The organism is Micromonospora peucetia, assembly GCF_900091625.1.
GTDB classification, from domain to species: Bacteria; Actinomycetota; Actinomycetes; order Mycobacteriales; family Micromonosporaceae; genus Micromonospora; species Micromonospora peucetia.
Genome location: NZ_FMIC01000002.1, coordinates 2,296,166 through 2,322,672, shown reverse-complemented (window position 1 = coordinate 2,322,672; position 26,507 = coordinate 2,296,166). Strand labels below are relative to the sequence as shown.

General features: G+C 72.0%; 26 protein-coding genes. 21 read left to right on the top strand and 5 right to left on the bottom strand.

Going from position 1 to position 26,507, the window contains the following annotated elements; translation table 11 throughout:
- The first annotated feature begins 77 nt into the window (after window positions 1-77).
- From GA0070608_RS10880 to fxsT, 10 genes are all read left to right on the top strand, one after another.
- The gene (locus tag GA0070608_RS10880) at window positions 78-605 is read left to right on the top strand and encodes a DUF6244 family protein (protein WP_091626146.1); all 528 of its coding nucleotides are present in this window, start codon (window positions 78-80) and stop codon (window positions 603-605) included.
- Window positions 606-820: 215 nt separating this feature from the next.
- Entirely contained in the window at window positions 821-1,204 is a 384-nt protein-coding gene (locus GA0070608_RS10875) for a CdiA C-terminal domain-containing protein (protein WP_176733951.1), read from the top strand.
- Window positions 1,205-1,218: 14 nt separating this feature from the next.
- The gene (locus GA0070608_RS10870) at window positions 1,219-1,668 is read left to right on the top strand and encodes a SitI3 family protein (RefSeq protein WP_091626142.1); all 450 of its coding nucleotides are present in this window, start codon (window positions 1,219-1,221) and stop codon (window positions 1,666-1,668) included.
- Window positions 1,669-1,737: 69 nt separating this feature from the next.
- The gene (locus tag GA0070608_RS10865) at window positions 1,738-2,640 is read left to right on the top strand and encodes a DUF4231 domain-containing protein (RefSeq protein WP_245715766.1); all 903 of its coding nucleotides are present in this window, start codon (window positions 1,738-1,740) and stop codon (window positions 2,638-2,640) included.
- Between the two features lie 98 nt (window positions 2,641-2,738).
- A complete protein-coding gene (locus GA0070608_RS32570) occupies window positions 2,739-2,912 on the top strand; it encodes a hypothetical protein (RefSeq protein WP_176733688.1) in 174 nt (57 codons plus the stop codon).
- Window positions 2,884-5,229, top strand: a complete 2,346-nt coding sequence (locus GA0070608_RS10860) for an FxsB family cyclophane-forming radical SAM/SPASM peptide maturase (RefSeq protein ID WP_091626139.1) — start codon at window positions 2,884-2,886, stop codon at window positions 5,227-5,229. The genes GA0070608_RS32570 and GA0070608_RS10860 overlap by 29 nt, the downstream gene beginning before the upstream one ends.
- Window positions 5,226-6,023 (top strand): AAC(3) family N-acetyltransferase, encoded by a 798-nt coding sequence (locus tag GA0070608_RS10855; protein ID WP_411970823.1) that lies wholly within the window; start codon window positions 5,226-5,228, stop codon window positions 6,021-6,023. The genes GA0070608_RS10860 and GA0070608_RS10855 overlap by 4 nt, the downstream gene beginning before the upstream one ends.
- 77 nt (window positions 6,024-6,100) lie before the next feature.
- Entirely contained in the window at window positions 6,101-6,778 is a 678-nt protein-coding gene (locus tag GA0070608_RS10850; RefSeq protein ID WP_091626135.1) for a TIR-like protein FxsC, read from the top strand.
- A complete protein-coding gene (locus GA0070608_RS10845; protein ID WP_176733687.1) occupies window positions 6,765-7,976 on the top strand; it encodes a TIR-like protein FxsC in 1,212 nt (403 codons plus the stop codon). The genes GA0070608_RS10850 and GA0070608_RS10845 overlap by 14 nt, the downstream gene beginning before the upstream one ends.
- The gene (gene fxsT / locus GA0070608_RS10840) at window positions 7,973-11,875 is read left to right on the top strand and encodes an FxSxx-COOH system tetratricopeptide repeat protein (protein ID WP_091626131.1); all 3,903 of its coding nucleotides are present in this window, start codon (window positions 7,973-7,975) and stop codon (window positions 11,873-11,875) included. The genes GA0070608_RS10845 and fxsT overlap by 4 nt, the downstream gene beginning before the upstream one ends.
- Here the strand turns inward: fxsT and GA0070608_RS10835 are convergent.
- The 3 genes from GA0070608_RS10835 to GA0070608_RS10825 form a co-directional block, all read right to left on the bottom strand.
- A complete protein-coding gene (locus tag GA0070608_RS10835; protein WP_091626127.1) occupies window positions 11,869-12,819 on the bottom strand; it encodes an alpha/beta fold hydrolase in 951 nt (316 codons plus the stop codon). The two genes, fxsT and GA0070608_RS10835, sit on opposite strands and share 7 nt — an antisense overlap.
- Before the next feature lie 284 nt (window positions 12,820-13,103).
- The gene (locus tag GA0070608_RS10830; RefSeq protein ID WP_176733686.1) at window positions 13,104-13,871 is read right to left on the bottom strand and encodes an RluA family pseudouridine synthase; all 768 of its coding nucleotides are present in this window, start codon (window positions 13,869-13,871) and stop codon (window positions 13,104-13,106) included.
- Between the two features lie 151 nt (window positions 13,872-14,022).
- Window positions 14,023-14,517, bottom strand: coding sequence for a pyridoxamine 5'-phosphate oxidase family protein (locus tag GA0070608_RS10825; protein WP_176733685.1), 495 nt, complete (start codon window positions 14,515-14,517; stop codon window positions 14,023-14,025).
- Between the two features lie 199 nt (window positions 14,518-14,716).
- Here GA0070608_RS10825 and GA0070608_RS10820 point away from each other — a divergent pair, with 199 nt between their 5' ends.
- The 4 genes from GA0070608_RS10820 (at window position 14,717) to GA0070608_RS10805 (ending at window position 18,718) form a co-directional block, all read left to right on the top strand.
- Complete coding sequence (locus GA0070608_RS10820) at window positions 14,717-16,585, top strand: ABC transporter ATP-binding protein (protein WP_091626116.1); 1,869 nt, start codon at window positions 14,717-14,719, stop codon at window positions 16,583-16,585.
- Between the two features lie 349 nt (window positions 16,586-16,934).
- Window positions 16,935-17,954, top strand: coding sequence for a sporulation protein (locus GA0070608_RS10815; RefSeq protein ID WP_091626112.1), 1,020 nt, complete (start codon window positions 16,935-16,937; stop codon window positions 17,952-17,954).
- A gap of 101 nt (window positions 17,955-18,055) precedes the next feature.
- The gene (locus GA0070608_RS10810; RefSeq protein WP_091626107.1) at window positions 18,056-18,280 is read left to right on the top strand and encodes a hypothetical protein; all 225 of its coding nucleotides are present in this window, start codon (window positions 18,056-18,058) and stop codon (window positions 18,278-18,280) included.
- 165 nt (window positions 18,281-18,445) lie between these two features.
- Window positions 18,446-18,718: a GlsB/YeaQ/YmgE family stress response membrane protein gene (locus GA0070608_RS10805; RefSeq protein WP_091634840.1), complete on the top strand. Its 273-nt coding sequence runs from the start codon at window positions 18,446-18,448 to the stop codon at window positions 18,716-18,718.
- Between the two features lie 145 nt (window positions 18,719-18,863).
- Here the strand turns inward: GA0070608_RS10805 and GA0070608_RS10800 are convergent, their stop codons facing one another.
- Together GA0070608_RS10800 and GA0070608_RS10795 are read right to left on the bottom strand one after the other, a co-directional pair.
- The gene (locus tag GA0070608_RS10800) at window positions 18,864-19,703 is read right to left on the bottom strand and encodes a hypothetical protein (RefSeq protein WP_091626103.1); all 840 of its coding nucleotides are present in this window, start codon (window positions 19,701-19,703) and stop codon (window positions 18,864-18,866) included.
- Window positions 19,700-20,296: an RNA polymerase sigma factor gene (locus tag GA0070608_RS10795; RefSeq protein ID WP_091626100.1), complete on the bottom strand. Its 597-nt coding sequence runs from the start codon at window positions 20,294-20,296 to the stop codon at window positions 19,700-19,702. Before GA0070608_RS10795 ends, GA0070608_RS10800 begins: the two co-directional genes overlap by 4 nt.
- A 246-nt stretch (window positions 20,297-20,542) precedes the next feature.
- On the opposite strand from GA0070608_RS10795, the gene GA0070608_RS10790 reads away from it, so the two are divergent.
- The 7 genes from GA0070608_RS10790 (at window position 20,543) to GA0070608_RS10760 (ending at window position 26,490) form a co-directional block, all read left to right on the top strand.
- Window positions 20,543-21,475: a F510_1955 family glycosylhydrolase gene (locus tag GA0070608_RS10790; protein WP_342672653.1), complete on the top strand. Its 933-nt coding sequence runs from the start codon at window positions 20,543-20,545 to the stop codon at window positions 21,473-21,475.
- Window positions 21,476-21,631: 156 nt separating this feature from the next.
- Entirely contained in the window at window positions 21,632-21,991 is a 360-nt protein-coding gene (locus GA0070608_RS10785) for a BlaI/MecI/CopY family transcriptional regulator (protein WP_091626090.1), read from the top strand.
- Window positions 21,988-22,908: a M56 family metallopeptidase gene (locus GA0070608_RS10780; RefSeq protein ID WP_091626085.1), complete on the top strand. Its 921-nt coding sequence runs from the start codon at window positions 21,988-21,990 to the stop codon at window positions 22,906-22,908. The genes GA0070608_RS10785 and GA0070608_RS10780 overlap by 4 nt, the downstream gene beginning before the upstream one ends.
- A 162-nt stretch (window positions 22,909-23,070) precedes the next feature.
- The gene (locus GA0070608_RS10775; protein ID WP_091626082.1) at window positions 23,071-23,340 is read left to right on the top strand and encodes a metal-sensitive transcriptional regulator; all 270 of its coding nucleotides are present in this window, start codon (window positions 23,071-23,073) and stop codon (window positions 23,338-23,340) included.
- 140 nt (window positions 23,341-23,480) lie between these two features.
- A complete protein-coding gene (locus GA0070608_RS10770) occupies window positions 23,481-24,881 on the top strand; it encodes an MBL fold metallo-hydrolase (RefSeq protein ID WP_091626079.1) in 1,401 nt (466 codons plus the stop codon).
- A gap of 119 nt (window positions 24,882-25,000) precedes the next feature.
- Window positions 25,001-25,603, top strand: a complete 603-nt coding sequence (locus GA0070608_RS10765) for a rhodanese-like domain-containing protein (RefSeq protein WP_091626076.1) — start codon at window positions 25,001-25,003, stop codon at window positions 25,601-25,603.
- Entirely contained in the window at window positions 25,600-26,490 is an 891-nt protein-coding gene (locus GA0070608_RS10760; RefSeq protein ID WP_091626071.1) for a sulfite exporter TauE/SafE family protein, read from the top strand. Before GA0070608_RS10765 ends, GA0070608_RS10760 begins: the two co-directional genes overlap by 4 nt.
- Window positions 26,491-26,507 lie beyond the last annotated feature (17 nt).

Sequence of the window (26,507 nt, the reverse complement as noted above, 5' to 3'; positions counted from 1 at the left end):
CTCTGGTGGCCCCAAGCACTTGCCGCTAGGTTTCAGTCTCGGGTACCTCACTGTCGTCGATCGGGGAAGTCGGCCGCGTGTCGCACATCGAGAAGATCACCGGGGAACTGCGTGCGCTGACGACCGGCGTCGACCGGGCACAGGCCCTGGCGTCCGTCGCCGACAACCAGGCCCAGGAGACGGCCCTGCGCGCCCTCGGCGCCGGCTTCGCCGCCGTGGCCGCCGGCCTGACCCGCGTACGCGACGGCATCTCGGCCATCCGGGGCAGCCTGGGCAGCCTCGCGACCACCATCGGCGAGGCCACGAAGACGACCATGGCCGTTCCACGGGAAGCCAGCCCGCACGAGACGATCGCCGGCCTGGCACCCGTACAGAACACGATCGGCGGCATCCGCGACACCGCCGCCGCCACCATCGCCCAGCTCGACCAGACCCGACAACTCGTCACCACCGTCCTGCACGGCGGCCAACCCGGGCCACTGCTGCAGTCCCTGGAGAACATCAAGCAGGTCCTGACGCTGATCGTCGCACGCACCACCACTGCCCGACAGGCGGTCGAAACCGCAATCGCCGAGGCACGGCAGCTGGGGTCGGCGGGAAACTGACCAGGGCTGGCGGCACCACACCGACCAGCCCCACCACCACAGATCCCGCCCCCACCACCACCGGAGATCCGACCCCCGCCGCTCCCGCGCCGGAAGAGACCGCCGACCACGGCCCCACGCCCTGGACCAGGCCGGCCACCGGCACCCCCGGCGGCACACCGACCGGACCACGCACCCGGATCCCGGCCAACGAGAGGCCGAGGGAACGCCGCGGCCTGGAGTTGGAGAACGAGTGCGCCGACAAAGTCGCCGACAAGGGCTACCGGGTGCACCAGAACCCCACGAAGCAGGAGATCGCGAATGCGCTGCTGAACACCAGCGATGTCGTCGATCCGGACAGATCACCTGATTACCTGGTCGAAGGGCATGTCTTCGATTGCTACGCTCCCACTCCCGTGCCACCACGGTCCGTCTGGAGTGCGGTGACCAGGAAGGTCGAGCGGCACCAGACCCAACGCGTGGTGCTGAACCTCAAGGACTGGCGTGGAGACCTCGCCGCTCTTCAGAAGCAGTTCGACGACTGGCCGGTACCGGCGTTGAAGGAACTGGTGGCGGTCACACGGAACGGCACGATCGTCCAGATCGTCCGGCGGGACTGAGGAAGGCCGAACACATGTCCATCACCTATCGACTGACGCTCGCCGGCGAGATCCCGCTGGAGCAGTTGGCGGCGCTGGTCGGGCCCGAAGCGACCGAAACGACGACGTTCTCCGGCGCCCGGATGCTCAACGTCTATCTGAACGAGGAGTGCGGCTACGCCGTCAGCATCGTTGCCGGCAGCCAGGGCTACTACGGGGCCGAGGATGACGGTGGCGCACCGTGGGAATGGGAGCCCGAAACCTACGTCGACGTCGACTTCCACATGCGTAAGGACACGCTGACCGACAAGGGCAGGCCCCACATGCTGCGGACTGTGGGTCGGGTGCTGGCCAACCGGCCCGAGGACGCGGCGCTGGTGCTCAACGACAACTGGCTGATGCTGACCCGGGTCGACGGCACGATCCGCCGGCACAACGAGGCCGACTGGTACGACGAGGCGTACGACAGCTTCCTGCCCCGCTGACCGGCCGACCGCGAACTGCCGGGCCGGCGGGTCCCCGTGGCGCGGGCGCGGCCGTCCTACCATCCGATCGTGGCGGACTTCGATATCCCCTCAGCGGTCGCGACGGTCTGGCAGCGGCAGGCGGCCTGGTCGCGAGCGTCCGGCGAGGCCAAGCGCATGATCACCCGGGCACGCCTGACCGCTGCCGCGCTCACCGTGGGCGCCGCCGTCTGCGGCACGCTCGCCAACCAGCTCGGACGGGCCCACCCCGGCACGGGCCGGGCGCTCGCGATCGTCGCGGCGGCGGCGCTGCTCCTGGTGCCGCTGGCGGCCCGGTGGGCCTCCCGGGACGCGGTGCACGCGTGGACCCGGCTCCGCTCGGTCTCCGAGGCACTGAAGGCGGACACCTACCGCTACCTCGCCGGGGTCGCCCCGTTCAGCGGCACGGACCGGAACGCCGTCCTGCTCAGCCGGTTCGACGCGCTCATGGACGACGCCGGCGACCTGGTCGGCCGCACCCTGGACGCGTCGGCGGCGGCCCGACCGCTGCCGGCCGTCTCCGACGTCACGACGTACGTGACGGAACGGGTGCAGCGGCAGATCGACGGCTACTACCTGCCGGCGGCCCGCCGGATGGCCCGCGCCGCGAGCCGGCTCCGGTATGCGGCAACGGGGCTCACGGTCGCCGCCGCCCTGGTCTCCGCGACCGTCGGGGTGCTCGGCGACAACTTCGGGTTCACCGCCTGGATCGGTGTCGCGGCGGCCGTGACCACGGCACTGGTGGGCTACGGCTCCGCCCAGCAGTACGAGCACCACCAGATCGAGTACGCCCGCACCGCCGATCAGCTGGCCCGGCTGCGGACGGCCCGGGAGGCGGGGCTGGGCTGGGCCGACGACGGCACCTTCGTCGCCGAGGCGGAGCGGATCATCTCGCTGTCCAACGAGGGGTGGATGGCAAAGATGATCGAGCAGGATGGCGCAGCGCAGCCGTGACATCACTGGTTGTGCCATATAGCATCGTCGATAGTCGTCGTTGACCGTCGTTGTGGACGGCCGTCCATCCACTCCCGACTCAAACTGGGGGAACCGACGTGGATCGCACCGTACGCCAGCCCGATTCGACTCCGCCGCCGCTGGACGACCTGCGGCGCGCCCCGCTCGGCCGGATCTCCCTCGACCGGGCCCGGTCCGTCGCCCACGTGACCAGCCGGAGGGAGGATCGTCCGGCCCGTGTCGATGTCGCGGCCTTCAACTCGGCGATCTGAGCCGGCCGGGCCTGGCCGGCAGCCGACCGGCCGGGTCGCCCCGCTGACACAGTACGTGCTCAAGCTGGTCAGCCGCTGCGACCTCGCCTGCGACCACTGCTACGTCTACGAACACCCCGACCAGTCCTGGCGGCGCCAGCCCCGGATGATGGCCCCCGCCACCGTGCAGGCCGTCGCGGAACGGATCGCGGAGCACGCGGCGGCCCACCGGCTCGACGTCGTACGGGTGGTGCTGCACGGCGGTGAGCCTCTGCTCGCCGGCGTCGCCCGGCTCGACGCCACCGCCGCCACCCTGCGGCGCGTCATCGACCCGGTGGCCCGGCTCGACCTGCGGATGCAGTCCAACGGTGTGCTGCTCACCCCGGCGACGTGCGACGTGCTGGTCGCCCACGACGTCAAGGTGGGGATCTCGCTCGACGGCGACCGGGCCGCCAACGACCGGCACCGCCGCCACGCCAACGGGGCGAGCAGCCACCACCAGGTGCTGCGGGCGCTGGCGCTGCTGCGCAGCCCCGCCTACCGCACCAGTTACGCGGGCATCCTCTGCACCGTCGACCTCGCCAACGACCCGATCCGGGTGTACGACGCGCTGCTGGCCGAGGAGCCGCCGCACGTCGACTTCCTGCTGCCGCACGCCAACTGGGACAGCCCGCCGGCCCGGCCCGCCGGCCTCGCCACGCCGTACGCCGACTGGCTGCTGGCCGTCCACCGACGCTGGCTGGCGGACGGGCGCCCGGTGCCGATCCGCCTGCTGGAGTCCCTGCTCTCCACCGCGTCCGGGCGCGGCAGCCGCAGCGAGGCGGTCGGGCTCGGCCCGGCCGACCTGGTCGTCGTCGAGACCGACGGCACCTTCGAACAGGTCGACTCGCTCAAGTCCGCCTTCGATGGCGCTGCCGCCACCGGCCTGGACGTCTTCCGGCACCGGGTGGACGACGCCGCGGCGCATCCGGCGATCGCGGTACGGCAGACCGGTCTTGCCGGCCTCTGCGCGACCTGCCGTGCGTGTCCCGTGGTCGGGCACTGCGGCGGCGGGCTCTACGCCCACCGGCACCGCGCCGGCAACGGCTTCGACAACCCGTCCGTCTACTGCGCCGATCTGCTCAAGCTCGTCCGGGTGGTGACGACGGCCCCCGCCGCCGACGAGCCCGCCCGCCCGGCCGATTCGCTCAGCCCTCACGTCCTCGACGACCTCGCCACCGGCCCGGGCACGGCGGGCTCGGCGGAGCAACTCGCCGACGTCCACCTGGCGTTGGTGCGTGCCCTGCTGGTCGCGCTCAGCGAGCGGGCCGTGGGCGACCCGGTCGCGGCCGACGGGTGGCGGCTGCTGGTGCACCTGGACGACACGCACCCCGACGCCGTCCGCGCCGTGCTGGCCCACCCGTTCGTGCGCCGCTGGGCCCGGCGGTGCCGGAACGGGGCGGCCGAACTGTCCTACCTGGCGTGCGTGGCGGCTGCCGCCGCCGTCCGCGCCCGGGTCCGGGCCGACCTGCCCGTACCGGTGCGCGACGGGGTGATCAGCCTGCCGACGCTCGGCGCGCTCGCCGTCGGCGCCGAGCGGGGCGTCGTCCGGCTCGTCACCGACGACGGGGAGGTCCGGCTCGCCGGCCGGCGGGTGATCGCCGACGCCGACGGGAATCGCGACCCGGCCCGGGAGGACGGGCCGGACGGCTGGCTGCCGGTGCGTCCGGTCCGGATCGGCGGGGGGCGGCTGCTGCTGGAGGACACCGATCCGCACCGGGACTGCTACGACCTGCCGGTCGAACCGCGGCTGTCCGGCACGGCCGCCCTCCGGTGGACGCGGCAGGTGGAGCAGGCGGTGCGACGGATCGACGCCGAGGCCATCGGCTACGCGGCGGGGGTCCGCGCCCTGCTGCGGGCCGTCGTGCCGCTGCGCTCGGAGCCGACCGGCCGGTTGCGCAGCGCCGCCGCCGGCACCGCCTTCGGCGCGGTGGCCGTCACCGCCGTACCCGACGACGCCGCCCTCGCCGTGCTGCTGGTGCACGAGGTGCAGCACCTCAAGCTCAGCGCGGTGCTGGACGTCTGCGACCTGTTCGACCGCGACGACACCCGGACGCTGGGCGTGCCGTGGCGGGACGACCCCCGCCCGGTGGGGGGCGTGCTGCACGGTGTGTACGCCCGCCTGGGGGTCGCCGACGTGTGGCGGCACCGCCCCGGCCCGGCCGCCGCCGGCCACTTCCGTCGCTACCGGGACTGGACCGACGGGGCCCTCGACGCCCTGCTCGACCTCGGTGCCCTGACCGCCGCCGGCGAGCGGTTCGTGCGGGGGATGCGCGCCACGGTGGACGGGTGGCAGTGACCGCCGGCCTGCTCCGGCACGGCACGCTGACGGTGGGCCTGCGCGCGCTGGGACTGTCGCCGGGGGCCACCGTGCTGGTGCACTGCGCCCTGTCCCGGGTCGGGCGGGTGGCGGGCGGCCCCGCCGCGCTGCTGGCCGCCCTGCGCGACGTGCTGGGCGGGGCGGGCACGGTGGTCGTACCGACCCAGACCGCCGGCAACTCGACCACGTCGCGGCCCTTCCGGGTGGCGACGGCCGGCCTGACCGCCGCCGAGGTCGCGGCGGCGGAGGCGGCCATTGCGCCGTTCGACCCGCGGCGCAGCCCCGCCGAGGGCATGGGGATCTTCGCCGAGCACGTACGCCGGCAGCCGGGGGCGGCGCGGAGCCGGCACCCGCAGACCTCGTTCGCCGCCCTCGGCCCCGACGCGGCCCGGCTGACCGCCGTCCACGACCTCGACTGCCATCTCGGTGAACGCTCGCCCCTCGGCGCGCTCTACGCCACCGACGCCGTGGTGCTGCTGCTCGGCGTCGACTGGTCCGTCTGCACGGCTTTCCACCTGGCCGAGTACCGGCTGCGCCGGCCGCCGGCCGACCGGGCGTACCGGTGCTACGTACGTGACGCCGACGGGCGGCGGGTCCGGCGCGACTTCCAGGCCCCGGACCTCCACGACACCGACTTCCCGCTGATCGGCGGGGCCCTGACGAACGCCGGGCCGGTGCGGACCGGGCGGGTCGGCGGCGCCGACTGCCGGCTCGTGGGCCTCCGGACGGCCGTCGACTTCGCCCGGGGGTGGATGGATGAGCACCGCCGGTGACGGACGGGGCAGCGCAGGGTTGACCTCAGTCGATACTGTGGGCGGCCGGAGTTCGCTGCACCGGTCGGGAGCGGTAGGTGGCAGAGGAAGCGTTCTGGGAGGACGAGAGTGCCCCCGTGTTCTTCCTCAGCTATGCCCACAAGAAGAACCAGGTCGCGGCTCCACGGGACACCAACCAGAAGGTCTTCCAGCTCTTCGTCGACCTGTCCGACCACGTCGTCGAGCTGCTCGGCCTCGGCCCTGGGCGGACGGCCGGCTTCATGGACCGGATGCTCGACGGCGGGCAGGTGTGGACCGACGATCTCGCCTTCGCCGCCGGCCACTGCCAGGTCTTCATCCCGTTGGTCTCCACGCACTACCTCAACAGTGCCTGGTGCGCACGGGAGTGGGACACGTTCACCCGCCGGCCGATCCTGACCCGGCCGGGTGCCGAGCCGTCCGCGGGGGAGACGCCGGTGATTCCGGTCAACTGGTCGGTGGTGGAACGTCGCAGGCTGCCGGCCGCCGTGTCGCGGCGGCAGATGTTCACCCCCACCCGGTTGCCCTCGGAGATCGCCCCGCAATACCACGAAGAGGGCATCTACGGTCTGCTGAGCCTCGGCGAGACCGGCAAGGCCGCCTACGACGCGGTGGTCTGGCGGCTGGCGCAACGCATCGCCCGGGCGTACCAGACACACTGGGTGCAGGCTCAGGTCCCGACCGACGTGCGGCAGTTGCGCACCACGTTCGAGGAGGGCGGACATGACCTGGTCTGACCCCGCCCCGGCCCGCGGCGCACCTCGCCGGGAGACCTACTTCTTCCTCAGCTACGCGCACTCGGTGCCGCTGTCGGCCGGTGTCCGGCCCGACACCGACTACTGGGTCAACCGGTTCTTCAACGACCTGGCCGCCGCCGTCCGGCACGCTGCCACGAGGAGCGGCGACCTCGACGCCGGCTTCTTCGACGGCCAGGTCAGCCCGGGAGCCGACCTCAGGCAGACACTCACCGACGCGCTCAGTCTCGCGCACGTGTTCGTGCCGCTGCACTCACCAAACTACCTCCGCAACGCGTGGGCCCTGGGCGAACGCGAGTCGTTCCGCAGCCGACTCACCCGGCTCGCCCCGACGCAGGCCGAGCGGCACCTGGTGCCGGTGCTGTGGCTGCCGCTGCCGTCCCGGGGCGACCGGCCGGAGACGACCCGGGCCCTCGACCTGGTTCGGGACGCCGACGACCGGGCCGACTACGCCGACAACGGCCTGCGCGCCCTCTGCAAGCTCAGCGCCTACCACCGGCAGTACCGGCGAATCCTCGCGGCGCTGGCGGAGCGGATCGTCACGGTGACCGAGACGCAGCCGCTGACCCGTTCCCGGGCGGCGATGCTGTCCAGCCATCCGGTCACCGACGGAGGTGGCCCGGCGCTGGTGATCACCGCCCTCACCGACCACGTGGGGTGGCGGCCGTACGCCGGGCAGCACGAGCTGGCGGTGGCCGACTACGTCGCCGCGACCGCCGAGCGGCTCGGCCTGCCCACCCGGGTCGTCGACCTGGCGGTGGCCCGCGCCCTGGCGCCGGAGAGCCCCACCGTCGTGCTGGTGGACGCCGCGACCGGTGCCGACGCCGTCCGGGCCGCGCTCGACGGCCTGCCCCGCTGGGTCGTCCCGTTGGTCATCGCCGCCGAGCACGAGCGTGGCGAGTCGGCGCCCGAGTCGATCGCCGGTACGTTGCAGGACGCCGGATTCCCCCGGGTCCTGCCGGCACGTGCGATCGACGAGTTCGAGCGCTGCGCGCCGCTGCTGGTGACCGAGGCCCGCAAGCAGTTCCTCCGGCACGGTCCGGTGGACCCGCCAGCCGGGCCGGCCACCCCGAAGCCGAGCCTGCGGCCCTACCGGCCGTCCGACAGCCCGCCGGGATCCGGCCCGGGCCTGCCGCCGGTGCGGCCGTTCGACACGACGCGAGGGAAGGACGAGCGATGACGCCATCGCGCGAAGGCCAGGTCGTCACCTTCTACTCCTACAAGGGTGGTACGGGCCGCACCATGGCGCTGGCCAACACCGCCTGGATCCTCGCCGCGAACGGCCAGCGGGTGCTCGTCGCCGACTGGGACCTGGAGTCCCCGGGTCTGCACCGGTTCTACGCCCCGTTCCTCGACCCGGAGCAGGTCGCCACCACCGGCGGCGTGATGGACCTGATCCTGGACTACGAGTGGGAGAACGCCCGCCAGCGGGAGGAAGCCGATGCCGACACCCGCCCAGGAGACTGGCACCGGGAGTACGCGCGGGTCCACCGGTACGCCTTCTCGGTGGGTTGGGAGTTCCCCGGCGGCGGCAGCCTCGACCTGCTCCTGGCCGGCCGGCACAACCCCGACTACGCGACCAGCGTGACCGGCCTCAACTGGGACAACTTCTACAACCGGCTCGGCGGGGCGCAGTTCTTCGACGCGCTGCGCGAGGACATGAAGCGGCACTACGACTACGCCCTGATCGACAGCCGCACCGGGATCAGCGACGTCGCCGAGATCTGCACCATCCACCTGCCCGACGTCCTGGTCGACTGCTTCACCCTCAGCGACCAGGGCATCGACGGCGCCGCGGCGGTGGCCGCCCGGGTCCGGGACTACGAGGGGCGTCGGGCGAGGCGGGTGCTGCCCGTGCCGATGCGGGTCGACGACGGGGAGAAGGGCAAACGGGACGCCGGGCGGTCACTGGCCATGCAGCGGTTCACCGGCCTGCCGGGAGGCATGACCGACAGCGAGCGGCAGGCCTACTGGCTCACCGTCGAGGTGCCCTACCGCGCGTACTACGCCTACGAGGAGACGTTGGCGACCTTCGGCGACGAGCCGGGCGGGCGCACCACCCTGCTGTCCGCGTACGAGACGTTGACCAGCCACATCACCAACGGCAGCATCACCGGCCTGCCCAGGATGGACGACCAGTTGCGCCGTCGGACGGTGCAGCGTTTCGAACGCAAGCCGACGGTCGTGGACGAACTGATCCTGCTGCGGCACGTACCCGAGGATCAGATCTGGGCGGAGTGGGCGCAGGCCGTGCTGAACTCCGCGGACATCCGGGGGGTGACCGCCCCACTCGACGAGCCGGCGCCCGAACCGACGGGCACGGCCTTCCGTGAGGTCCGGCTGGTCTCCCGGGCCTACCTGGCGGCCCAGCGGGCCCGCCGCGAGCCCGAGGACCGCGCCGCGCCGGCCTGGCTGGCCGTTCACGTCGACGACACCCCGCCCGTGCCGGACGTTCCGGTCGGCAGTTGGACGGCCGTGCACGACCTCACGGCTGAGGACGCGGCGACCCACCTGCTGAAGCTGGTCGGCCGGGCGGTGGGGGCGGCCGGTCTGCGCCCGTCCCGTTTCCCGGGGGTACGCGCCGCTGTCTTCAACGCGCCGGCCCGCAACGCCCGCTTCACCGGGCGCGAGGATCTGCTGCGCAGGCTCCGGGAGGAACTTAGGGCCGCGGGCGGCGGGACGCCTGTCGCGTTGCGGGGCGGTCCCGGCCTCGGCAAGACGCAGCTCGCCATCGAGTACGCCCACCGGTTCCGGGGCGCGTACGACATCATCTGGTGGGTCGCCGCCGACCCGCCGCAGTTCGTCGACGTGCGGATGGTGGAGCTCAGCGAGGAGTTGGGCCTGCCCCAGACCACGATCCCGGAGGCCAACCGGGCCCTGCGGCAGCGGCTGAGCCAGACCGAGCGCCGCGCCGACGGCAGCCTGCCGCCGCACTGGTTGCTCATCTTCGACAACGCCGACCTGTACGAGGACGTCCGGCCCTACCTGCCGCAGGGCAACGGACACGTGCTGGTCACCACCCGCAACCCGGACTGGGGCGACCTGGCGCGGGCGGTGGACGTCGACGAGTTCGAGCGGGCGGAGAGCGTGGCGCACCTACGCGCCCGCCTGGGCGAGCATCTGATGAGCGTGGCCGAGGCCGAGCGGGTCGCCGACGCCGTGGAGAACGTGCCGATCTTCGTCGCGACGGTCGGGGCGTGGCTCGCCGACACCCGTACGCCGGTCGACGAATACCTGGCCGGGCTGCGCCGCACCGGCCTGGAGACGGAGGTCTGGGACCTCCCGCTACAGCGGCTGAGGGAGGGCTCACCGGGGGCGTACCGTCTCCTCCAGCTCGCGTCGGTGCTCGCCCCGGAGGTCTCTCTCGACCTGCTCTACGGCGACCAGGTGGCACGGGTCATCGCCCCGCACGACCCGGTGGTGGCCGCGCGGGTCGCCGACCGGGTGTCCGAACGTGACATCGCGGCGACACTGGTGCAGCGGATGAACAAGCTCGCGCTCATCAAGCTGGACCCGCACGCCCAACGGGTGCAGGTGCATCGGTTGTTGCAGACCGCCCTGCGCGCCCGGATGTCCGACGACGAGCTGGTCACAGCCAAGCACGAGGTGCACCAGATCCTCGCCGGGTCGCGGCCACCGGGTGAGGTGGAGGACCCGGCGAACCGGCAACGGTTCCGGATGCTCTGGCCGCACCTCGACGGCTCCGACGCGATCTCCTGCCGGGACGACGACGTCCGGCAGCTGGTCATCGACCGGGTCCGCTACATCTACGTCAACGGCGGCTACGAGCAGGGCGAACGGTACGCACGGGAGACCGAGGCCGTCTGGTCGGGGCTGCTGGCGAAGCTGCCGCCGGACGGGCCGGAGCACCGCAAGCTGCACGTGCAACTGCTGCACCTGCGGTTCAACTGGGCGAATGTGCTGCGCAGCCTCGGGCGCTTCGACGAGGCCCACCGGCTGGACGAGGACACCCTGCGACAGCAGGAGGAGCTGATCGGCGACAGCCACCCGCACACGCTGATGACCGCCGGTGGTTACGGGGCAGACCTGTGCACCCTGGGCCGCTACCGGGAGGCTCTGGAGCGCAGCCTGCGGACGTACGCCGCGTCGGTCGAGGTCTTCGGCGAGGACCACCGCCGCACTCTGAACGCGGCGAACAACCTCGCTGCGGCCTACCGGCTGATGGGAATGTTCGACAAGGCCCTCGACGGCGACGGGGCCACCAACCGCCGGCTGCGGGTCGTTCTCGGCCCGGAACACCCGAACACTCTGGTGTCGGCCAACAACCTCGCCCGCGACCTGCGGGAGACCGGCGACTACGAGGGTTCCGTGGCGCTGTTGCGGGAGGTGGTGACCGGCTACCGGAACCTCTTCGGCGACCATTCCCGCGCCGTGCTCACCGCGCAGGCCAACCTGGCAGTGTCGCTGCGCAGCACCGGGGACATCGCCGAGGCCGCCCAACTGCTCGACGAGACCTATCAGCGGCTGCTGGCCACCCTCGGGCCGGCCAACCCGGACACCCTGTTCAGCCGGCTCAGCCGGACGGCCAACCTGATGTTGCAGGGGCAGAACGCGCAGGCCCTGACCGAGCTGGGCGAGGTGGAGCAGCAGTTCGCCCGGGTGTTCGGCCACGACCACCCGTACTCGCTGGTCTGCCGGATCAACCTGGGCGTGGCGCTGTGGGACGCCGGCGACACGAGCACCAGCCGGTCGCTCACCGAGACGACGGCGGCGGCGATGCTCGCCGCGCTCGGCGACCGGCACCCGTTCACCATGGCAGCGGCCAACAACGTCGCGGTCTTCACCATTCTCACCGGGGAGCCGGAGCATGGGCGCGACCGGCTGCTGGCCGTGGTGGAGCAGCTCACGGGGGTGCTCGGGCCCGAGCACCCCGACACGCTGCGGGCCCGGGGCAACCTGGAGACCGCCCACCAGGCGTTGTCCGGCGGCCGGGTGAGCATCGGGCGGATGCGGATCGCCGACCGGCTCGCCAACCGGGTCGGGCAGCACCACCCCAGCGTGGTGGTGCTACGCGACGGGCGGTACGTGCGCCGGGTGCTCGACCCGCACCCCTACTGACCGGGCCGCGCGCCGATCAGCAGGTCGGCGCTGAGCGCCGCGTCAGGGTCGACGAGCCAGCGCAGGATGCGCGGCAGTTCCTCGACCGCGTCGAAGTGCGCCGCCCCGGGCCGGACCTCCATCTCGGCACCGGGTATCTGCGCGGCCAGCCAGCGGCCGTGGCTCACCGGGGAAAAGTTGTCGTCGGCGCCGTGCCACAGCCGGACCGGCGTCGTCGAGGTGTCGATCGCCCCGAGGTCGAACGCCCAGTGGCGGCGGAACGCCAACACGTCGTCGATCCACCCGTACGGGCCGGAGCGGAGCGCCTCCGCGTAGGTGTCGGTGATGAGCCGGCGCAGCGCCGGGTCGTTGACCGCCCGGCGGTCCGCCGTGCTCATCTCCGTCCTCAGGTCCGCCAGGAGCAGTCGCGGGTCCGCGGCGGCCCGCTCGGCACGCTGGCGGATCTCCTCGACCACAGCGGCGGTGTCGGGGCTTCCGACCCCGAACCCGCGAACGTTGCCGGTGTTCATGCCGTTGACCCAGTCCAGCTCGATCGCGTTCCACGGGGCGAGACTGACCAGCACCGCCACCCGGGTCACCCGACCGCGCAGGCCGGTGTCGGCCGCGCAGGCGAGGGCGTGCGGGCCACCGCCGGAGCGGCCGACGACGGCGAACTTCTCGATGCCCAGATGGTCGGCGATGGCCTCCACGTCGCGGGCGGCGTCGGCCACGTCGCGATCCTCGCGGCGGTCGGAGTCGCCGTAGCCGGGGCGGTCGTAGGCGATCAGCCGAACGCCCATCCGGTAGAGGACGATGCCGCGGGGCTTCGGGCCACGGCGGCTGCCGGGCGTGCCGTGAAGCAGGAAGACGGGGAAGCCGTCAGGCGCGCCGGTCACCTCGTACGCCACGCGTCTGCTGTCCTCGCGTTCGGCGAAGTCGGCCCCTGGCTCGCCGTATCGGGTCACTCCGTCCTGCCCTTCGGTGCCGCAACCAGCCAATACTCGCAACCCGGCATCGAGTGGAGGCGATGTCTGGCGACTCCACTCAGCAATCGAGCCTAATGGTCGGGCCCGCCGCGCCGCTATGCCGAGCGGGAACAAGGGGCCGGATCTGTCGGAAACGACACCTACGGTCCACCTCGGCTGGAACTTCCGGCGGCCCCTTCGACCGGGATGCCGGTGGCGGTCCGGACCGTCCGGGTCCGGCCGTTCCGGGCGAGGGCGGTCCGGGCGGGGGCGGTCCGGGCCGGTCAGCCGGCCAGCGCATCGAGGGCGTCGTCGAGCCGGGGCTTCCGGCCGTCGGCGAAGACGTCGAGGAACTCCTCGCCGGGCGCGGCCCAGAACCGGGTCCGCGGCTCGTCCCGCCAGTCGCAGGTGATCTCGCAGCCCCACGAGTGGAGGTACGTCCGCTGGTCCGCCTGCCCGCGGTGGAACAGCGGGTCACCGACGATCGGGAAGCCGAGCCACGCCAGGTGGACGCGGATCTGGTGGCGTCGACCGGTGACCGGCTTGAGCACCAGCAGCGTACGGTCGCCGCTGACCAGCGCCGTCGCGAAGTCGGTACGCGACTCGTAGGAGGGCTTGGACCGGTCGACGGCCGACTCCGGCAGCACGAAGCGGCGACGGTCGGCGTCGTAGTGGATGGCGTCGCGCTCTCCCGCGATCCGGATGGTGCCCTTGCGTCCCGGCCGCAGCGGCAGGTCGATGGTGCCGTGCTCGGGCAGCCGATCCCCCTCGACCCAGGCCAGATAGCGCTTGTCGGCACCCCGGTCGGCGAACTGCCGGGTCAGCGACGCGTGCGCCGACGGCGTCCTGGCCAGCAGCAGCAGCCCCGAGGTGACCTTGTCGATACGGTGCACCCAGTGCACCGGCTCCCCGGCGGCGGCGGCCAGGTCGGTGAGGGAATCGGCGTGCCGCTCGCCCATCACGGAGATGCCCGGCGGCTTGTCGAGCACGAGCAGGTGGTCGTCCTCGTGGACGGGCTCGCGCCGAAGTTCCGACCAACTGAAGGTGGTCATCATCGCCTCGGCTCTCGACTGTCCTGAGCTGTTCCGGGTCGCCGACGGCCGCGCCCGGGACATCGGTGACGCGCGGAGCGGGGGTCGCGCCGGCCAGGTGGGCCGGCACGGCGAAGGATATCAACCGGACAACTGCGCCCGGCCGACGTGCTCAGTCGAACCGCCACCGGGTGGCGCTGAAGCCGGATCCCTTGTCCATGCCGATCACCTTGGCCGGGGTGACCTCGAAGACGATGTACGGCGACGGGCCGATCCCGTCGCCGTCGACCCCACCGTCGACCGGGGTCACCTCCCAGCCGTACTTCTCCCCGTAGGCCTCGGCGACGCGCTTCAGCGTCGCCGAGTTGGCGACCCGCGCTGCCGTGCCCTCGATCGAGAGGTCCAGCTCGGGGCTACCGGTGGTGAGGACGCAGTGCGGGTTGGCCACGAGGTTGTCGACCTTGTGGGCGGACTCGCTGGAGCAGAAGTACATGGCGCCGTCGAGCCACATGGCCAGCAACGGCACGGCGTGCGGCCGGCCGTCGGGCCGGACGGTGGACAGGAAGAACTCGCCCGCCTCCGCCAGCCGCTCGCGGGCCTGCGACCAGGGCATCGGCTTGGCGCCTTCGCTGGCAAAGGACGGTTCCGCGACCGGCTCACGATCCACCATGACTCCCCTTCGATGGACGACAGCGTGACGGGGACAGCACGGAGAGTATGCCAGGGTGACGGCGCCCGCGAGCGACAGACCCCGCAGCTGCCGAGTGCCGGGAAGGCTTGCCCTCGATTCGGCGCACGCTTTCCGCGTCCACAACGGACCCGGCTTTCTTGACCTCAACCTTCCTCCAGGTTCTAGTTTGACGGGTATGAGCATGGAAGTCACCGCGTGGATGTCTCTGCACCACGCGATGCATCAGCGTGACCAGCGGCCCTTCTCCAGGGCGACCTTCAGACGGATCGGCGGCTTCGCACGCCCGCACCGCCGCCTGCTCGCGTGGTTCCTGGCGGGCAGCGTCGTGGCCGCCGTGCTGACCGTGGCCGCGCCGGTGCTGGCCGGGCGGGTGGTCGACGCCATCGTGTCCGGCACCGACACGTCGACGGTGGTGCGGCTGGCCGTGGCGATCGCCCTGATCGCGCTCGCCGAGGCCGGCCTGGGGCTGCTCACCCGCTACCACTCGGCCCGGATCGGCGAGGGCCTGATCGTCGACCTGCGCACCGCCGTCTTCGACCACGTGCAGCGGATGCCCGTCGCGTTCTTCACCCGGACCCGCACCGGCGCCCTGGTCTCGCGGCTCAACAGCGACGTGATCGGGGCGCAGCAGGCGTTCAGCGACACGCTCTCCGGCGTGGTCGGCAACGCCGTGACGCTGCTCCTCACGCTCGCGGTGATGCTGACCTTCTCCTGGCAGATCACCCTGCTGGCGCTGGTGCTGCTGCCCGTCTTCGTGCTGCCCGCCCGGCGGATGGGCCGGAAGCTGGCCCGGTTCCAACGGGAGGCCGCCGATCTCAACGCGGCGATGAGCACCCGGATGACCGAGAAGTTCTCCGCGCCCGGTGCCACCCTGGTCAAGCTCTACGGCCGGCCGGCGGAGGAGTCCGCCGAGTTCGCCGTCCGCGCCCGGCGCGTGCGCGACATCGGCGTCCGTACCGCCATGTTGCAGACCGTCTTCATCACGGCCCTCACGGTGGTCGGTTCCCTCGCGCTGGCCCTGGTGTACGGCCTGGGCGGCGTGTACGCCATCCGCGGGCAGCTCGACGCCGGCGCGGTCGTCGCGCTCGCCCTGCTGCTGTCCCGCCTGTACGCGCCGCTGACCTCGCTCGCGAGCGCGCGGGTGGAGATCATGAGCGCGCTGGTCAGCTTCGAGCGGGTCTTCGAGATCCTGGACCTCAAGCCGATGATCGAGGACAGGCCGGACGCCCGGACGCTGCCCGACGGGCCGGTGGCGGTCGAGTTCGACGACGTCCGTTTCGGCTACCCGTCGGCGGAGAAGGTCTCACTGGCCTCGCTGGAGGACGTGGCGAAGCTCGACCCCCGCAGCGGCGAGGAGGTGCTGCACGGGGTCTCGTTCCGCGCCGAGCCGGGCCAGATGGTCGCCCTGGTCGGCTCGTCGGGCGCGGGCAAGTCGACCATCGCCCAACTGCTCCCCCGCCTGTACGACGTGGAGCAGGGCGCCGTCCGGCTCTCCGGTCACGACGTCCGCGAACTGACCGGCGACTCGGTCCGGGACGCCCTGGGGGTGGTCACGCAGGACGGTCACCTGCTGCACGACACGATCCGCGCCAACCTGCTGTACGCCCGGCCGGACGCGGGCGAGGACGACCTGTGGGACGTGCTGCGCCGGGCCCGGCTGGCCGAGATGATCCGCTCGCTGCCGGACGGCCTGGAGACGGTCGTGGGTGAGCGGGGATACCGGCTCTCCGGCGGTGAACGCCAGCGGCTCACCATCGCCCGGCTGCTGCTCTCGCGTCCACGCGTGGTGATTCTCGACGAGGCCACCGCACACCTCGACTCGACGTCCGAGGCGGCGGTGCAGGCGGCGCTGGGTGAGGCGTTGACCGGCCGGACCAGCGTGGTCATCGCGCACCGGCTGTCCACGATCCGCTCCGCCGACCAGATCCTGGTGCTGGAACACGGCCGGATCGTGGAACGCGGCCGGCACCCCGACCTGCTGGCCCGCGGCGGCCGGTACGCCGAGCTGTACCGCACCCAGTTCGACCAGCCGGTGCCAGCCTGAGGGTCTCCCGTCGTCGCCCGCCGGGAGTGCGGGGCCGCTCAGCGCCGGTCGCGCGATCGGCGGGCGACGATGATCCCGCCGACGATCGCTGCCGCCGTCGGCAGGAGGCAGCAGATCGTCAGGACGAACAGGTGCCACGGCTTGACAGCTCCCATGGCCGAGAGGATAGCCGCCACCGGACGGTGACTGAACGAGCTCACTCAGCTACCTGTCAGGTTGCGTTGGTAGCTTCCCGGCTCGACTGGTGTCCACGATGGACATCGTCGATCTTGTTGCGACACAAGGGTTTCACGTGGGATTCCTACCGGATTCGGGGTGTCGCGCGTTCGGTGGCCGTCGAGGGAGACTGATGGTGTTCAAGAAGATGCTGGGTGCGTTCCGGGTGGGCGGCCCCAGCGTCGATGCGGTCCTGTCCAATCCGAACACCCGCCCGGGGCTGATGCTGGCCGGGCAGGTGAACCTGACCGGCGGCAGCCACGACGTGGAGATCGACCACGTCACCGTCGGCCTGGTCACCCGGGTGGAGATGGAGGGCGCGGAGGAGGAGTACGACGCCTTCGTCGAGTTCCACCGCGTCGGCGTCGCCAGCGGCCTGCTCCTGCGGGAGGGACAGCACCTGTCGCTGCCGTTCCAGGTGCAGATGCCGTGGGAGACCCCGGTGACCGATCTGCACGGGCAGCACCTGCACGGCATGACGATGGGCCTACGCACCGAGGTGGCCATCCGCGGCGCGGTCGACAAGGGCGATCTCGACCCGGTGCACGTGCATCCGCTGCCCGTGCAGGAGCGCATCCTGAACGCCTTCGGCCAGCTCGGCTTCCAGTTCAAGGGCGCCGACCTCGAACGCGGCCACATCTCCGGGCTGCACCAGACGCTGCCGTTCTACCAGGAGATCGAATACTACGCCGCACCGCAGTACGCCCACGCGGCCAACGAGGTTGAGCTGACCCTGGTGGCCGGCGAACACGGCGTCGACGTCGTCCTGGAGTTCGACAAGCGCGGCGGCCTGTTCACCGGCGGCCACGACTCCTTCGGCCGCCATCATGCCGCCCATGCCGACGCCGATCGCGTGGACTGGGCCGCCCAGGTCGACACCTGGGTCCGCCTGGCCATCGATCACCACCAGAGCCCGCACACCGGCCACGGCTACGGCCAGCCCGAATACGGCTACGGCAGGCCCGTCGACCACGCCCCGCCGCCCGGCTACTCCGGCGGGCATCACGAGGAGCACCACGAGCGGCGCGGACCCGGCATGGGTGCCGTCGCCGCCGGGGTGGCCGGCGGCGCGGCGCTCGGCTTCGCCGGCGGCATGGTCGCCGACGAGGTGTTCGACTCCTTCGGGGAGGACGAGGACGAGGACGAGGGCTGAGTCGCGGTCCGAAGTGGAGCTGTGTTCGGTTTGATGATCTAATTCACAAGGTTCGTCCGCATTCGGTCGGAATATCCGATCGGAGCATTGAAGGAGTGTGCATGCCCGTCACCGCCGACTTCACCAAGCTGGTCGACAAGGCCTACCAGGACAAGGCCCTCAACGAGATCGTCGACGCTCCCGTGGCCGCCCTCGCCGGGGTCAGCGACGGCGACGCCAAGCTGCTCAAGGAGGCCTTCGGCATCACCACCGTCGGCGACCTCGGGCGCAACCCGTACTTCCGTACCGCCAGCGCCCTGGTCGACCTCGCCAGCACCACGAAGTAGCACTCCACCGGGCGCCCGGTGTCCCGAGAATCCACTCGGGCGCACCGGGCGCCCTGCCGTCCTCGTTGAGAGGGCTGGGGGCGGATGAGACGGCGGCGGTTTCGGTGCCTGCCCCGCAGGGCAATGATCGAATCCGACGACAACTCCTCCGGAAGGACGGCTCTCGTGGAAGTCACCGGCTTCTTCACCGCGATCATCATCGGCCTGATCATCGGCGCGCTGGGCCGATTGGTCGTGCCGGGCAAGCAGACCATCCCGATCTGGCTGACCCTGCTCATCGGCGTGGTCGCCGCGATCCTCGGCACCCTCGTCGCAGGCGCTCTCGGTGTCGACGACACCGCTGGCATCGACTGGATCGAACTGGCCATCCAGGTCGTCTTCGCCGCGATCGGCGTGGCGATCGCCGCTGGCGCCTACGGCCGCCGCCGGATCCACTGACCGTCGCACCGCCTTCCGCCGGCCAGCCCCTCGGGGCGGGCCGGCGGCGTGCTGTCCGCATCCGCCGGTACCCGTTGGGCACCCGGCCGACATCGGGACTGCCGTGCTCCGTGTCAGTGGGCGGCTGTCGTGGAGTGCCGGTTCGTCATGACGGCAGGGTGGGCTGGGCGTCGTGGACGACAGTGCCGTCGGTCAGCGTCAGGTCGTAGCTGATGAGCGACCGGGCGCCATCCTCTCCGCTGGGCTGATCGCGGTCCTGTTCGAAGGCCGCGCCCGGCCACCAGGCGACGTAGCGGCCGTTGCTCACCGAGGCCTGGACGGTCAGCCCGCCGGCGTGGATGGTCACGCCGGCGACGTCAGCGCCGGTTGCGCCGTCGGTGATCGATGCGTCGCGGTAGTCGGCGACGGCTCCCTGGGTGAAGCCCCGGGCAGGTGCCGGCAGCGCGGGCCCCGAGCTGCCACCGATCCCGACGTCCACGTCGTCGACGTCGTCGTCGCCCTGGGGGTTGCGCGCCAGGCAGGATCCCGAAATGTCGGGGTCGTCGGTGCGGTACAGCAGGGCGACGTACTCACCGCGACGCTCGGCCAGCACGAGCCGGGCCCGCTCCAGGTCCAGGGAGCCACCGCGCAATCGCTTGCGGCAGGCCGGTGCCACGGTGTCGATCTCGGCGGCGGTCAGAGCGGTCGGCACGGGGGTCCAGGACGCGTACGCCCGTCCGCCGTCTTCGCCGCCGGGCAGGACGACGACAGCAGCCGTCAGCGCGGCCGCAGCCACCGGGATGAGCAGCAGACGGCGCCGGGAGCGTCGCACCGGCGCTGAGGCGCCGGGGTGGGTGGTGTCCGCGGCAGGTGCGGTCGCAACGATCCGTTCCAGCGTGGTTGCGGCACGCTGATGCTGCTCGGCGGTCGGGGTGCCGGCGGCGTCGAGGGACCGCAGGGCCGCATCGAGGCGGGAGTTCGCGGAGTCCGGGATGTACGTGTTCATGGACGGGTCTCCATCTGGGTGGGAGTCGACGGTGACACTGCTGAGGTGCGGGATGCCGGAGCGGGTGAGCAGCCCGGTTGCTGGACACGATCGAGTTGGCGGCGCAGGGCGCGGCGGGCGCGCAGCAGCCGCAGCCGGTAGGAGGCGGCGCTGATGCCCAGAACCCGGGCGGCCTGGGGAGAGGTGAGGTCCTCGAAGACGCTCAGTGACAGCGTCTCCTGCTCACCGGCGCTCAGGTGTTTCCAGGCCGCGGCCAGATCCAGGCGGTGCACGACCGCCTCGTCCTCGGGTCCGTCGGTCGGGGTGGTCGGTGCGGTCTCGGCGATCCGGACCGCCAGGGCGTCCTGCCGTCCGAGACCGCGTTGGGTGTTGAGCAGGCAGTGGCGGGCGATGCCGAACAGCCAGGCCCGCGCGTCGTCGGATCTGTTCGGCACCTCCTCCGCGCGGCGCCAGGCCACCAGGAAGGCATCGGCGACGACGTCCTCGGCGTGGCTTGGGTGTACGCGGCGCTGGGCGAAGCGCAACACGTCGACATAGGCATCGGCGTACAGCGCCCGGAAGCGCCCCTCCCGATCCGGCTGCAGTTTCCTCACACCCTCTACCTGTCCGGCAGGACCCCTACTGTTTCACCGGCCGCAGGTCAGGTCGACGGACCGGAGCAGGACGTTGTCGCCCGGCACAGCCAGGGCTGTCAACCGCTCACACGCCCGACTCCGCGCCACGTGGTCGGCCCAGGCCCTACTAAGCAGTCATAGTAGGTGGCGTATCATCGGCGCCAGTGTCCGGAACCGGGAGTTCACGCACTAGGAGGCCGGGTGCCCGCCAATCGATCGAACCGAATGATCTGGACAGGCATTGCGGTGGCCTCGGTCCTGCTCACGACCGCTGTCATCGCAGGCGTCGGCTGGCGTGGGAAGTCGTCCACCTCTGGCGCCTCGTCGGCAGATCGCCTGAGCCACGTACACGCCATGGCTGTCAACCCCGCGGATGAGCAGCTCTACGTGGCGACCCACGACGGCGTCGTTCGCGTGTCTGACAGCGAGGCCGTCCAGGTCGGGGAGGGACGGCAGGACACCATGGGCTTCACCGTGATCGGGCGGAACCACTTCCTTGCCTCGGGGCACCCGGCGGCCGGGAAGGCCGGCCCTGCGAATCTGGGCCTGATCGAGAGCACCGACGCGGGACTCACCTGGCGACCGGTCTCCCTGTCCGGGCAGGCCGACTTCCATTCCCTGCGCAGCGTCGCCGGCTTCACCTACGGCCTGGACTCCACGACCAACTCTCTGCTGGCCACCAATGACCTCCGCACCTGGCAGGCGCGGTCCAAGATCGAGGCGCTGGACCTGGCGGTCGAGCCTGGGCGTCCCGCGACCCTGCTCGCGACCACCGAGCAGGGCCTGCAACGCTCCGTCGACGGCGGCAGAACCTGGACCGGAGCAGCCGGGCCACCGCTCCTGCTGCTGGAGTGGGCTGACCAGAACCGGCTGCACGGGATTGCCGCCGACGGCCGCGTCCTGCTGTCCGTCGACGGCGGAGCTGCCTGGTCGGCGACCGGCGGGAAGGTTCCGGACGCCCCCGCGGCCTTCACCACCCACGGTGATCTGATCTTCCTCGCCACCCGCGACGGTCGGGTACTGCGCAGCGGCGACGCCGGGGTCAGCTGGCAGCCCATGCAGACGACCATCCACACGGGGAACAACCGAACGAAGCGCCCCAACTGGCCCGAGATCATCACCAACTGGGGCAGGAGCCCCGAAGAAGTTCGGGGCTAGGCGCAGGACAGGCCACGGGTGGAGGCCCGCAGCCTGTCGACCGTCCGAAACCGGCAGCGGGAGTTCGGGTCTCCGACGTCAGCGTAGGGTGACGTGGATGTGGAGGCGGGGTGTCATCGAACGGCACCGACCGGCAGGTGGTCGAGGTGGTCCACGGTGAACGGCCTGGGTGAGTTGGAAGCCGCTGTCATGGACGTGCTGTGGCAGGCGGACGAGCCCCTGCGGGTGCGTGAGGTGCTGAACAGGCTGGCAGGACGCACCCTGGCCTACACCACCGTCATGACCGTGCTGGACAACCTGCACCGCAAGCAGTGGGTGCTGCGGGACAAGAGCGGCAAGGCCTACCACTACCGGCCTGCCGGCAGCCGGGAGGAACTCGTGGCCCGGACCCTACGGCGCATGCTGGAGACCAGTCTCCAACCCGACGTGGTGCTGCTGCACTTCGCCCGTTCGGCCTCTGACCGGGAGTTGGCGGTGCTGCGGCAGGTGCTCGAAGAGCGGTCGGATCGTCGATGAGCCCGGCCTTCCCCCTGATCGCCGGTGCGCTCGCCGTGGCCTGGCTGGCGCCGACCCTGCTGGAACGCGCCGCCGGCCGGGTCCGTGATCCGATCGCCGTGTTGCTCGCCTGGTGGGGCAGCCTGGCCGCAGTGCTGCTGACCTTCGTCGCCGGGCTGGTGCTGCTGCTCGCGCCCGCCGGCCGCATCGAGAACTGGGCAGAGCATCTCGCGCGCCACTGCTGGCTCGCGGTGCGCCACGGCCGGCTGCCGGCGCAGGACAAGGTTGTCGGCGTGATCGGCGTGGCGGCAGTCGCCGTACTGGTCGCGCGATGTCTGGTCGTCGCTGTTCGGCAGTGGCGTTCCCAGCGCAGGTCCCGACAGGCGCATCAGGACCTGGTGACCCTGGTCGGCGAAACCCTCACGCCGGAGCGGCAACCGGTGCTGCGGGTTCCGCACCGCACGCCACTGGCCTACAGCGTTGGCGGCCGTCGGGGGTTGCTCGTCGTCAGCGCCGGTGTCCTGCGGCTGCCCCCGGCCCAACGCGCGGCAGTGCTGTGTCACGAGCGGGCCCACCTGCGCGGCCGGCACCATCTGATCGTCGCCTTCGCCGAGGTCCTGGCCAAGACCGCACCGTGGGTGCCGCTGACCCGCCGCGCCCCGCGCGCCATCCGACTCCTGGTCGAACTGTCCGCCGACGCGGCGGCCGTACGCGCCTGCGGCGCACCCGCGGTTCGCGCGGCGCTGATCGCCCTCGACGGTGCTCCGCACCCCGCGCACACCCTGCCGATGGCCGGAACGGACGTGTCGACACGGCTGCACCGCCTGCAGGCCGGGCCCCCGGGCTACCGGACGTCTGCCCGGGTCGCGCTTCCGCTGGCCGCGGTGTTCGCGCCGGGACTGGTCAGTGTCGTCGGCGCCATCATCTGCTGCGTCTGATCTTCGTGCGGCCCTCGTGCCGCCGCGAGGCGGGGTCGGACCCGCATCCAGCGGGAATGCATACCCCCTGGGGTATGGTTGCCCCAGTCATGGCACCAGCCGGAAGCCGATCGGCGCATACCCCCGGGGGTAGGTGTTACGGTGGGAGCGGAGGTAGATGAGATGAAGTTGCGGCCCGAGATGACCGGCGAGGCGCTGACCCGCCTGAAGCGAGCCCGAGGGCAGCTCAACGCGGTGATCGAGATGATGGAGACCGGCCAGGACTGCCGCGAGGCGCTGACCCAGCTCGCCGCGGTGTCGAAGGCGATCGACCGGGCGGGCTACAAGATCATCGCCTCTGGAATGCGGCACTGCTCCGGCGCCCGCGATCGGGGTGAGCAGCCGGAGATGACCGAGGAGGAACTGGAGAAGCTGTTCCTGGCCCTGGCGTGATCCGCCAGGGCTGACACCGGTGCCCCGGCGGCATGTCCGCAGCCGGGGCGGGTACAGGCGTGTTCGAGCGTTCGACCGAGGGTGACGACTATTTCCCACATACCCCCCCGGGTATGTGGGTTGGCGAAAGGAGCAGACGGATGGCGGTACAGGTATCGGTCATCGCGACCTCGTCCCTGGGTGACCGCAGCTACCTGGCGACCGACGGCCGGGTGGCGGTGGTGGTGGACCCGCAACGGGACATCGACCGGATCATGTATCTCGCGGGTGAGAAAGGCGTGCGGATCACCCATGTGGTGGAGACGCACATCCACAACGACTACGTGTCCGGTGGTCTGGAACTGACTCGGATCACGGGCGCGAACTACCTGGTCGCGGCGGCCGACGAGGTGGGCTTCGACCGGATCGCGGTCTCCGACGGCGACCTGGTGCCGGTGTCGGACTCGCTGCGGCTGCGGGTGGTGGGCACCCCGGGACACACGTTCCACCACCTGTCGTACGTGCTGGACGAGGCGGACGACGGTGCCTGGTCCCCGGCGGGGGTGTTCACCGGTGGGTCGCTGCTGTTCGGCACGACCGGCCGGACCGACCTGCTCGGCCAGCAGCATGCCCACACCCTCGCCCACCACCAGCACGACTCGGCGCGGAAGCTGGCCGACCTGCTGCCCGACGGCGCGGAGGTGTGGCCGACCCACGGCTTCGGCAGCTTCTGCTCGGCCAGTCAGGCTGACGCGCCGGAGTCCACGATCGGGCGGGAGCGGGCGGCCAACCCGGCGCTGCGGCTGGCCGCCGACCAGTTCGTCACCGAGACCCTGGCCGGGCTGGACGCCTACCCCGCCTACTACGCCCACATGGGTGTGGCCAACGCCGCCGGGCCCGCCCCGGTCGACCTCAGCCCCGTGACCCGCGCCGAGGCCGGGCAGCTGCGGGAGCGGATCGCCGCCGGGGAATGGGTCGTCGACCTACGCCACCGCAAGGCGTACGCGGCCTCGCACCTCGCCGGCACCGTCAGCCTCGGCCTGGACGGCCCGATGTCGACCTGGCTCGGCTGGCTGATCGACTGGGGGGTGCCGATCACCTTCCTGGCGGAGACGCCGGAGCAGGTCGCCGCCGCCCAGCGGGAGCTGGTCCGCATCGGCATCGACCGCCCGGCCGCCCAGGCCACCGGAGCGCCCGAGCAGTGGGCCACCCGTCCGGCGGAGCTGCGTGAGCTGGCTGTCGCCGACTTCCCGGCCCTCGCGGCCGCGCAGGCCGGGAACACCCCCGAGGGCCTGCCCGACCCGCAGGTCGTGCTCGACGTACGGATGACCAACGAGTGGAAGGCCGGCCACATCGACGGCGCGGTGCACGTGCCGCTGCCCGACCTGCCCAAGCGGCTCGGCGACGTGCCCGCCGGGCCGGTGTGGGTGCACTGCGGCTCCGGCTACCGCGCCACCGCCGCCGCGTCCCTGCTGGCCAACGCCGGCCGCGACGTCGTCCTGATCGACGACATGTTCGGCCGGGCCGAACAGGTGGGCGTCCGGATGGCCGCCACCCCCTGAGGACCCGTCCGCTCCGGCGCCGCCGGGCCCGGGTGGGGTGCCGGACGGCGCTCCGCCCGGCGGGGCCGCGCAGATCTCCGGCCTCGCCCACCTCACCACCGACACCCTTGAGGAGAGACATGACCACGACCCCGACCACCCCCGCCACGATCGACGCCGCAACCCTGCGAGAGCTGATCGACTCCGGCCGCGCCCCGCGCCTGCTCGACGTGCGCACACCCGGCGAGTTCGAGAGCTCGCACATCCCCGGCTCCTACAACGTGCCGCTGGACCTGCTCAGGGAGCACCGCGAGGAGCTACGCCGCCACCTCGACGAGGACGTCGTGCTGATCTGTCGCTCCGGGGCCCGCTCCGTCCAGGCCGAACAGGCCCTCGCCGGGGCCGGCCTGCCCAACCTGAAGGTCCTCACCGGCGGCATCATGGCCTGGCAGGCCGTCCACGCCCCGATCGCCCAGGGCAGGCCCCGGTGGGACCTGGAGCGCCAGGTCCGCCTGGTCTCCGGGTCCGTCGTCCTGGCCAGCGTCCTCGGCTCGGTGTTCGTGCCGCAGCTGAAGTGGGTCGCCGGCTTCATCGGCGCCGGCCTCACCTTCGCCGCGGTCACCAACACCTGCGCGATGGGCATGCTGCTCGGCAAGCTCCCCTACAACCGGGGAGCCAGTTGCGACCTGGACAGCGTCGTCGGCCAGCTGCGTGAAGGGCCGGTCACCGGGCGGCGGGCATGAGCGGCAGCCTCGCACTGACCGTCGGGCTGGCCGTGCTGATCGGGATCAGCCTCGGCCTGCTCGGCGGTGGCGGCTCGATCCTCGCCGTGCCGCTGCTGGTCTACGTGGCCGACCTGCCCGCGAAGGAGGCCATCGCCACCTCGCTGCTCGTCGTCGGCGTCACCAGCGCGGTCGGTGTGTTGCCGCACGCGCGGTCCGGGCGGATCCGTTGGCGTACCGGACTGGTCTTCGGCGCGGCCGGCATGGTCGGCGCGTACGCCGGAGGCCGGCTGGCCGAGTTCGTCCCGGCCGGTGTGCTGCTCACCGGCTTCGCACTGATGATGCTGGCCACCGCCATCGCGATGATCCGCGGCCGGCGTCCCAAGGCGGGACGGCCCGCGGCGCACGAGCTTCCGGTCCCGCGGGTCCTCCTCGACGGTGTCGTGGTCGGCCTGGTCACCGGCCTGGTCGGCGCCGGCGGCGGCTTCCTGGTGGTGCCGGCGCTGGCCCTGCTCGGCGGCCTGCCGATGCCGGTCGCCGTGGGCACCTCGCTGGTCGTCATCGCGATGAAGTCCTTCGCCGGCCTCGCCGGCTACCTGTCCAGCGTCAGCATCGACTGGGGCCTGGCCGCCGCGGTGACGGCCGCAGCCGTCGTCGGCAGCCTGCTCGGCGGCCGGCTCGCCGGCCGGATCCCCGAAGACGTGTTGCGTAAGGTATTCGGCTGGTTCGTGGTGGTGATGGGCGTCTTCGTCCTCGCCCAGCAGTTGCCCGACCAGGTGCGGACCAGTCCGTTGCTGTGGTCCGCCCTCGGCCTGGCCCTGGCGGTGGCCGTCGGTTTCACCGCCTGGCGGGGCCGACTGCGGCGCCGCCAGGCCGACCGCGATCTGGTGGCGACCGACCGCCGCTGAGACCGGTACGAACGTGA

Excerpts from the sequence above, each read along its gene's own strand:
- GA0070608_RS10870 (WP_091626142.1), top strand. The coding sequence starts at position 1,219 with ATGTCCATCACCTATCGACTGACGCTCGCCGGCGAGATCCCGCTGGAG.
- GA0070608_RS10860 (WP_091626139.1), top strand. The coding sequence starts at position 2,884 with ATGTCGCGGCCTTCAACTCGGCGATCTGAGCCGGCCGGGCCTGGCCGG.
- GA0070608_RS10845 (WP_176733687.1), top strand. The coding sequence starts at position 6,765 with ATGACCTGGTCTGACCCCGCCCCGGCCCGCGGCGCACCTCGCCGGGAG.
- fxsT (WP_091626131.1), top strand. The coding sequence starts at position 7,973 with ATGACGCCATCGCGCGAAGGCCAGGTCGTCACCTTCTACTCCTACAAG.
- GA0070608_RS10830 (WP_176733686.1), bottom strand. The coding sequence starts at position 13,871 with ATGACCACCTTCAGTTGGTCGGAACTTCGGCGCGAGCCCGTCCACGAG.
- GA0070608_RS10820 (WP_091626116.1), top strand. The coding sequence starts at position 14,717 with ATGAGCATGGAAGTCACCGCGTGGATGTCTCTGCACCACGCGATGCAT.
- GA0070608_RS10815 (WP_091626112.1), top strand. The coding sequence starts at position 16,935 with ATGGTGTTCAAGAAGATGCTGGGTGCGTTCCGGGTGGGCGGCCCCAGC.
- GA0070608_RS10810 (WP_091626107.1), top strand. The coding sequence starts at position 18,056 with ATGCCCGTCACCGCCGACTTCACCAAGCTGGTCGACAAGGCCTACCAG.
- GA0070608_RS10800 (WP_091626103.1), bottom strand. The coding sequence starts at position 19,703 with ATGAACACGTACATCCCGGACTCCGCGAACTCCCGCCTCGATGCGGCC.
- GA0070608_RS10790 (WP_342672653.1), top strand. The coding sequence starts at position 20,543 with ATGATCTGGACAGGCATTGCGGTGGCCTCGGTCCTGCTCACGACCGCT.
- GA0070608_RS10780 (WP_091626085.1), top strand. The coding sequence starts at position 21,988 with ATGAGCCCGGCCTTCCCCCTGATCGCCGGTGCGCTCGCCGTGGCCTGG.
- GA0070608_RS10775 (WP_091626082.1), top strand. The coding sequence starts at position 23,071 with ATGAAGTTGCGGCCCGAGATGACCGGCGAGGCGCTGACCCGCCTGAAG.
- GA0070608_RS10770 (WP_091626079.1), top strand. The coding sequence starts at position 23,481 with ATGGCGGTACAGGTATCGGTCATCGCGACCTCGTCCCTGGGTGACCGC.
- GA0070608_RS10765 (WP_091626076.1), top strand. The coding sequence starts at position 25,001 with ATGACCACGACCCCGACCACCCCCGCCACGATCGACGCCGCAACCCTG.
- GA0070608_RS10760 (WP_091626071.1), top strand. The coding sequence starts at position 25,600 with ATGAGCGGCAGCCTCGCACTGACCGTCGGGCTGGCCGTGCTGATCGGG.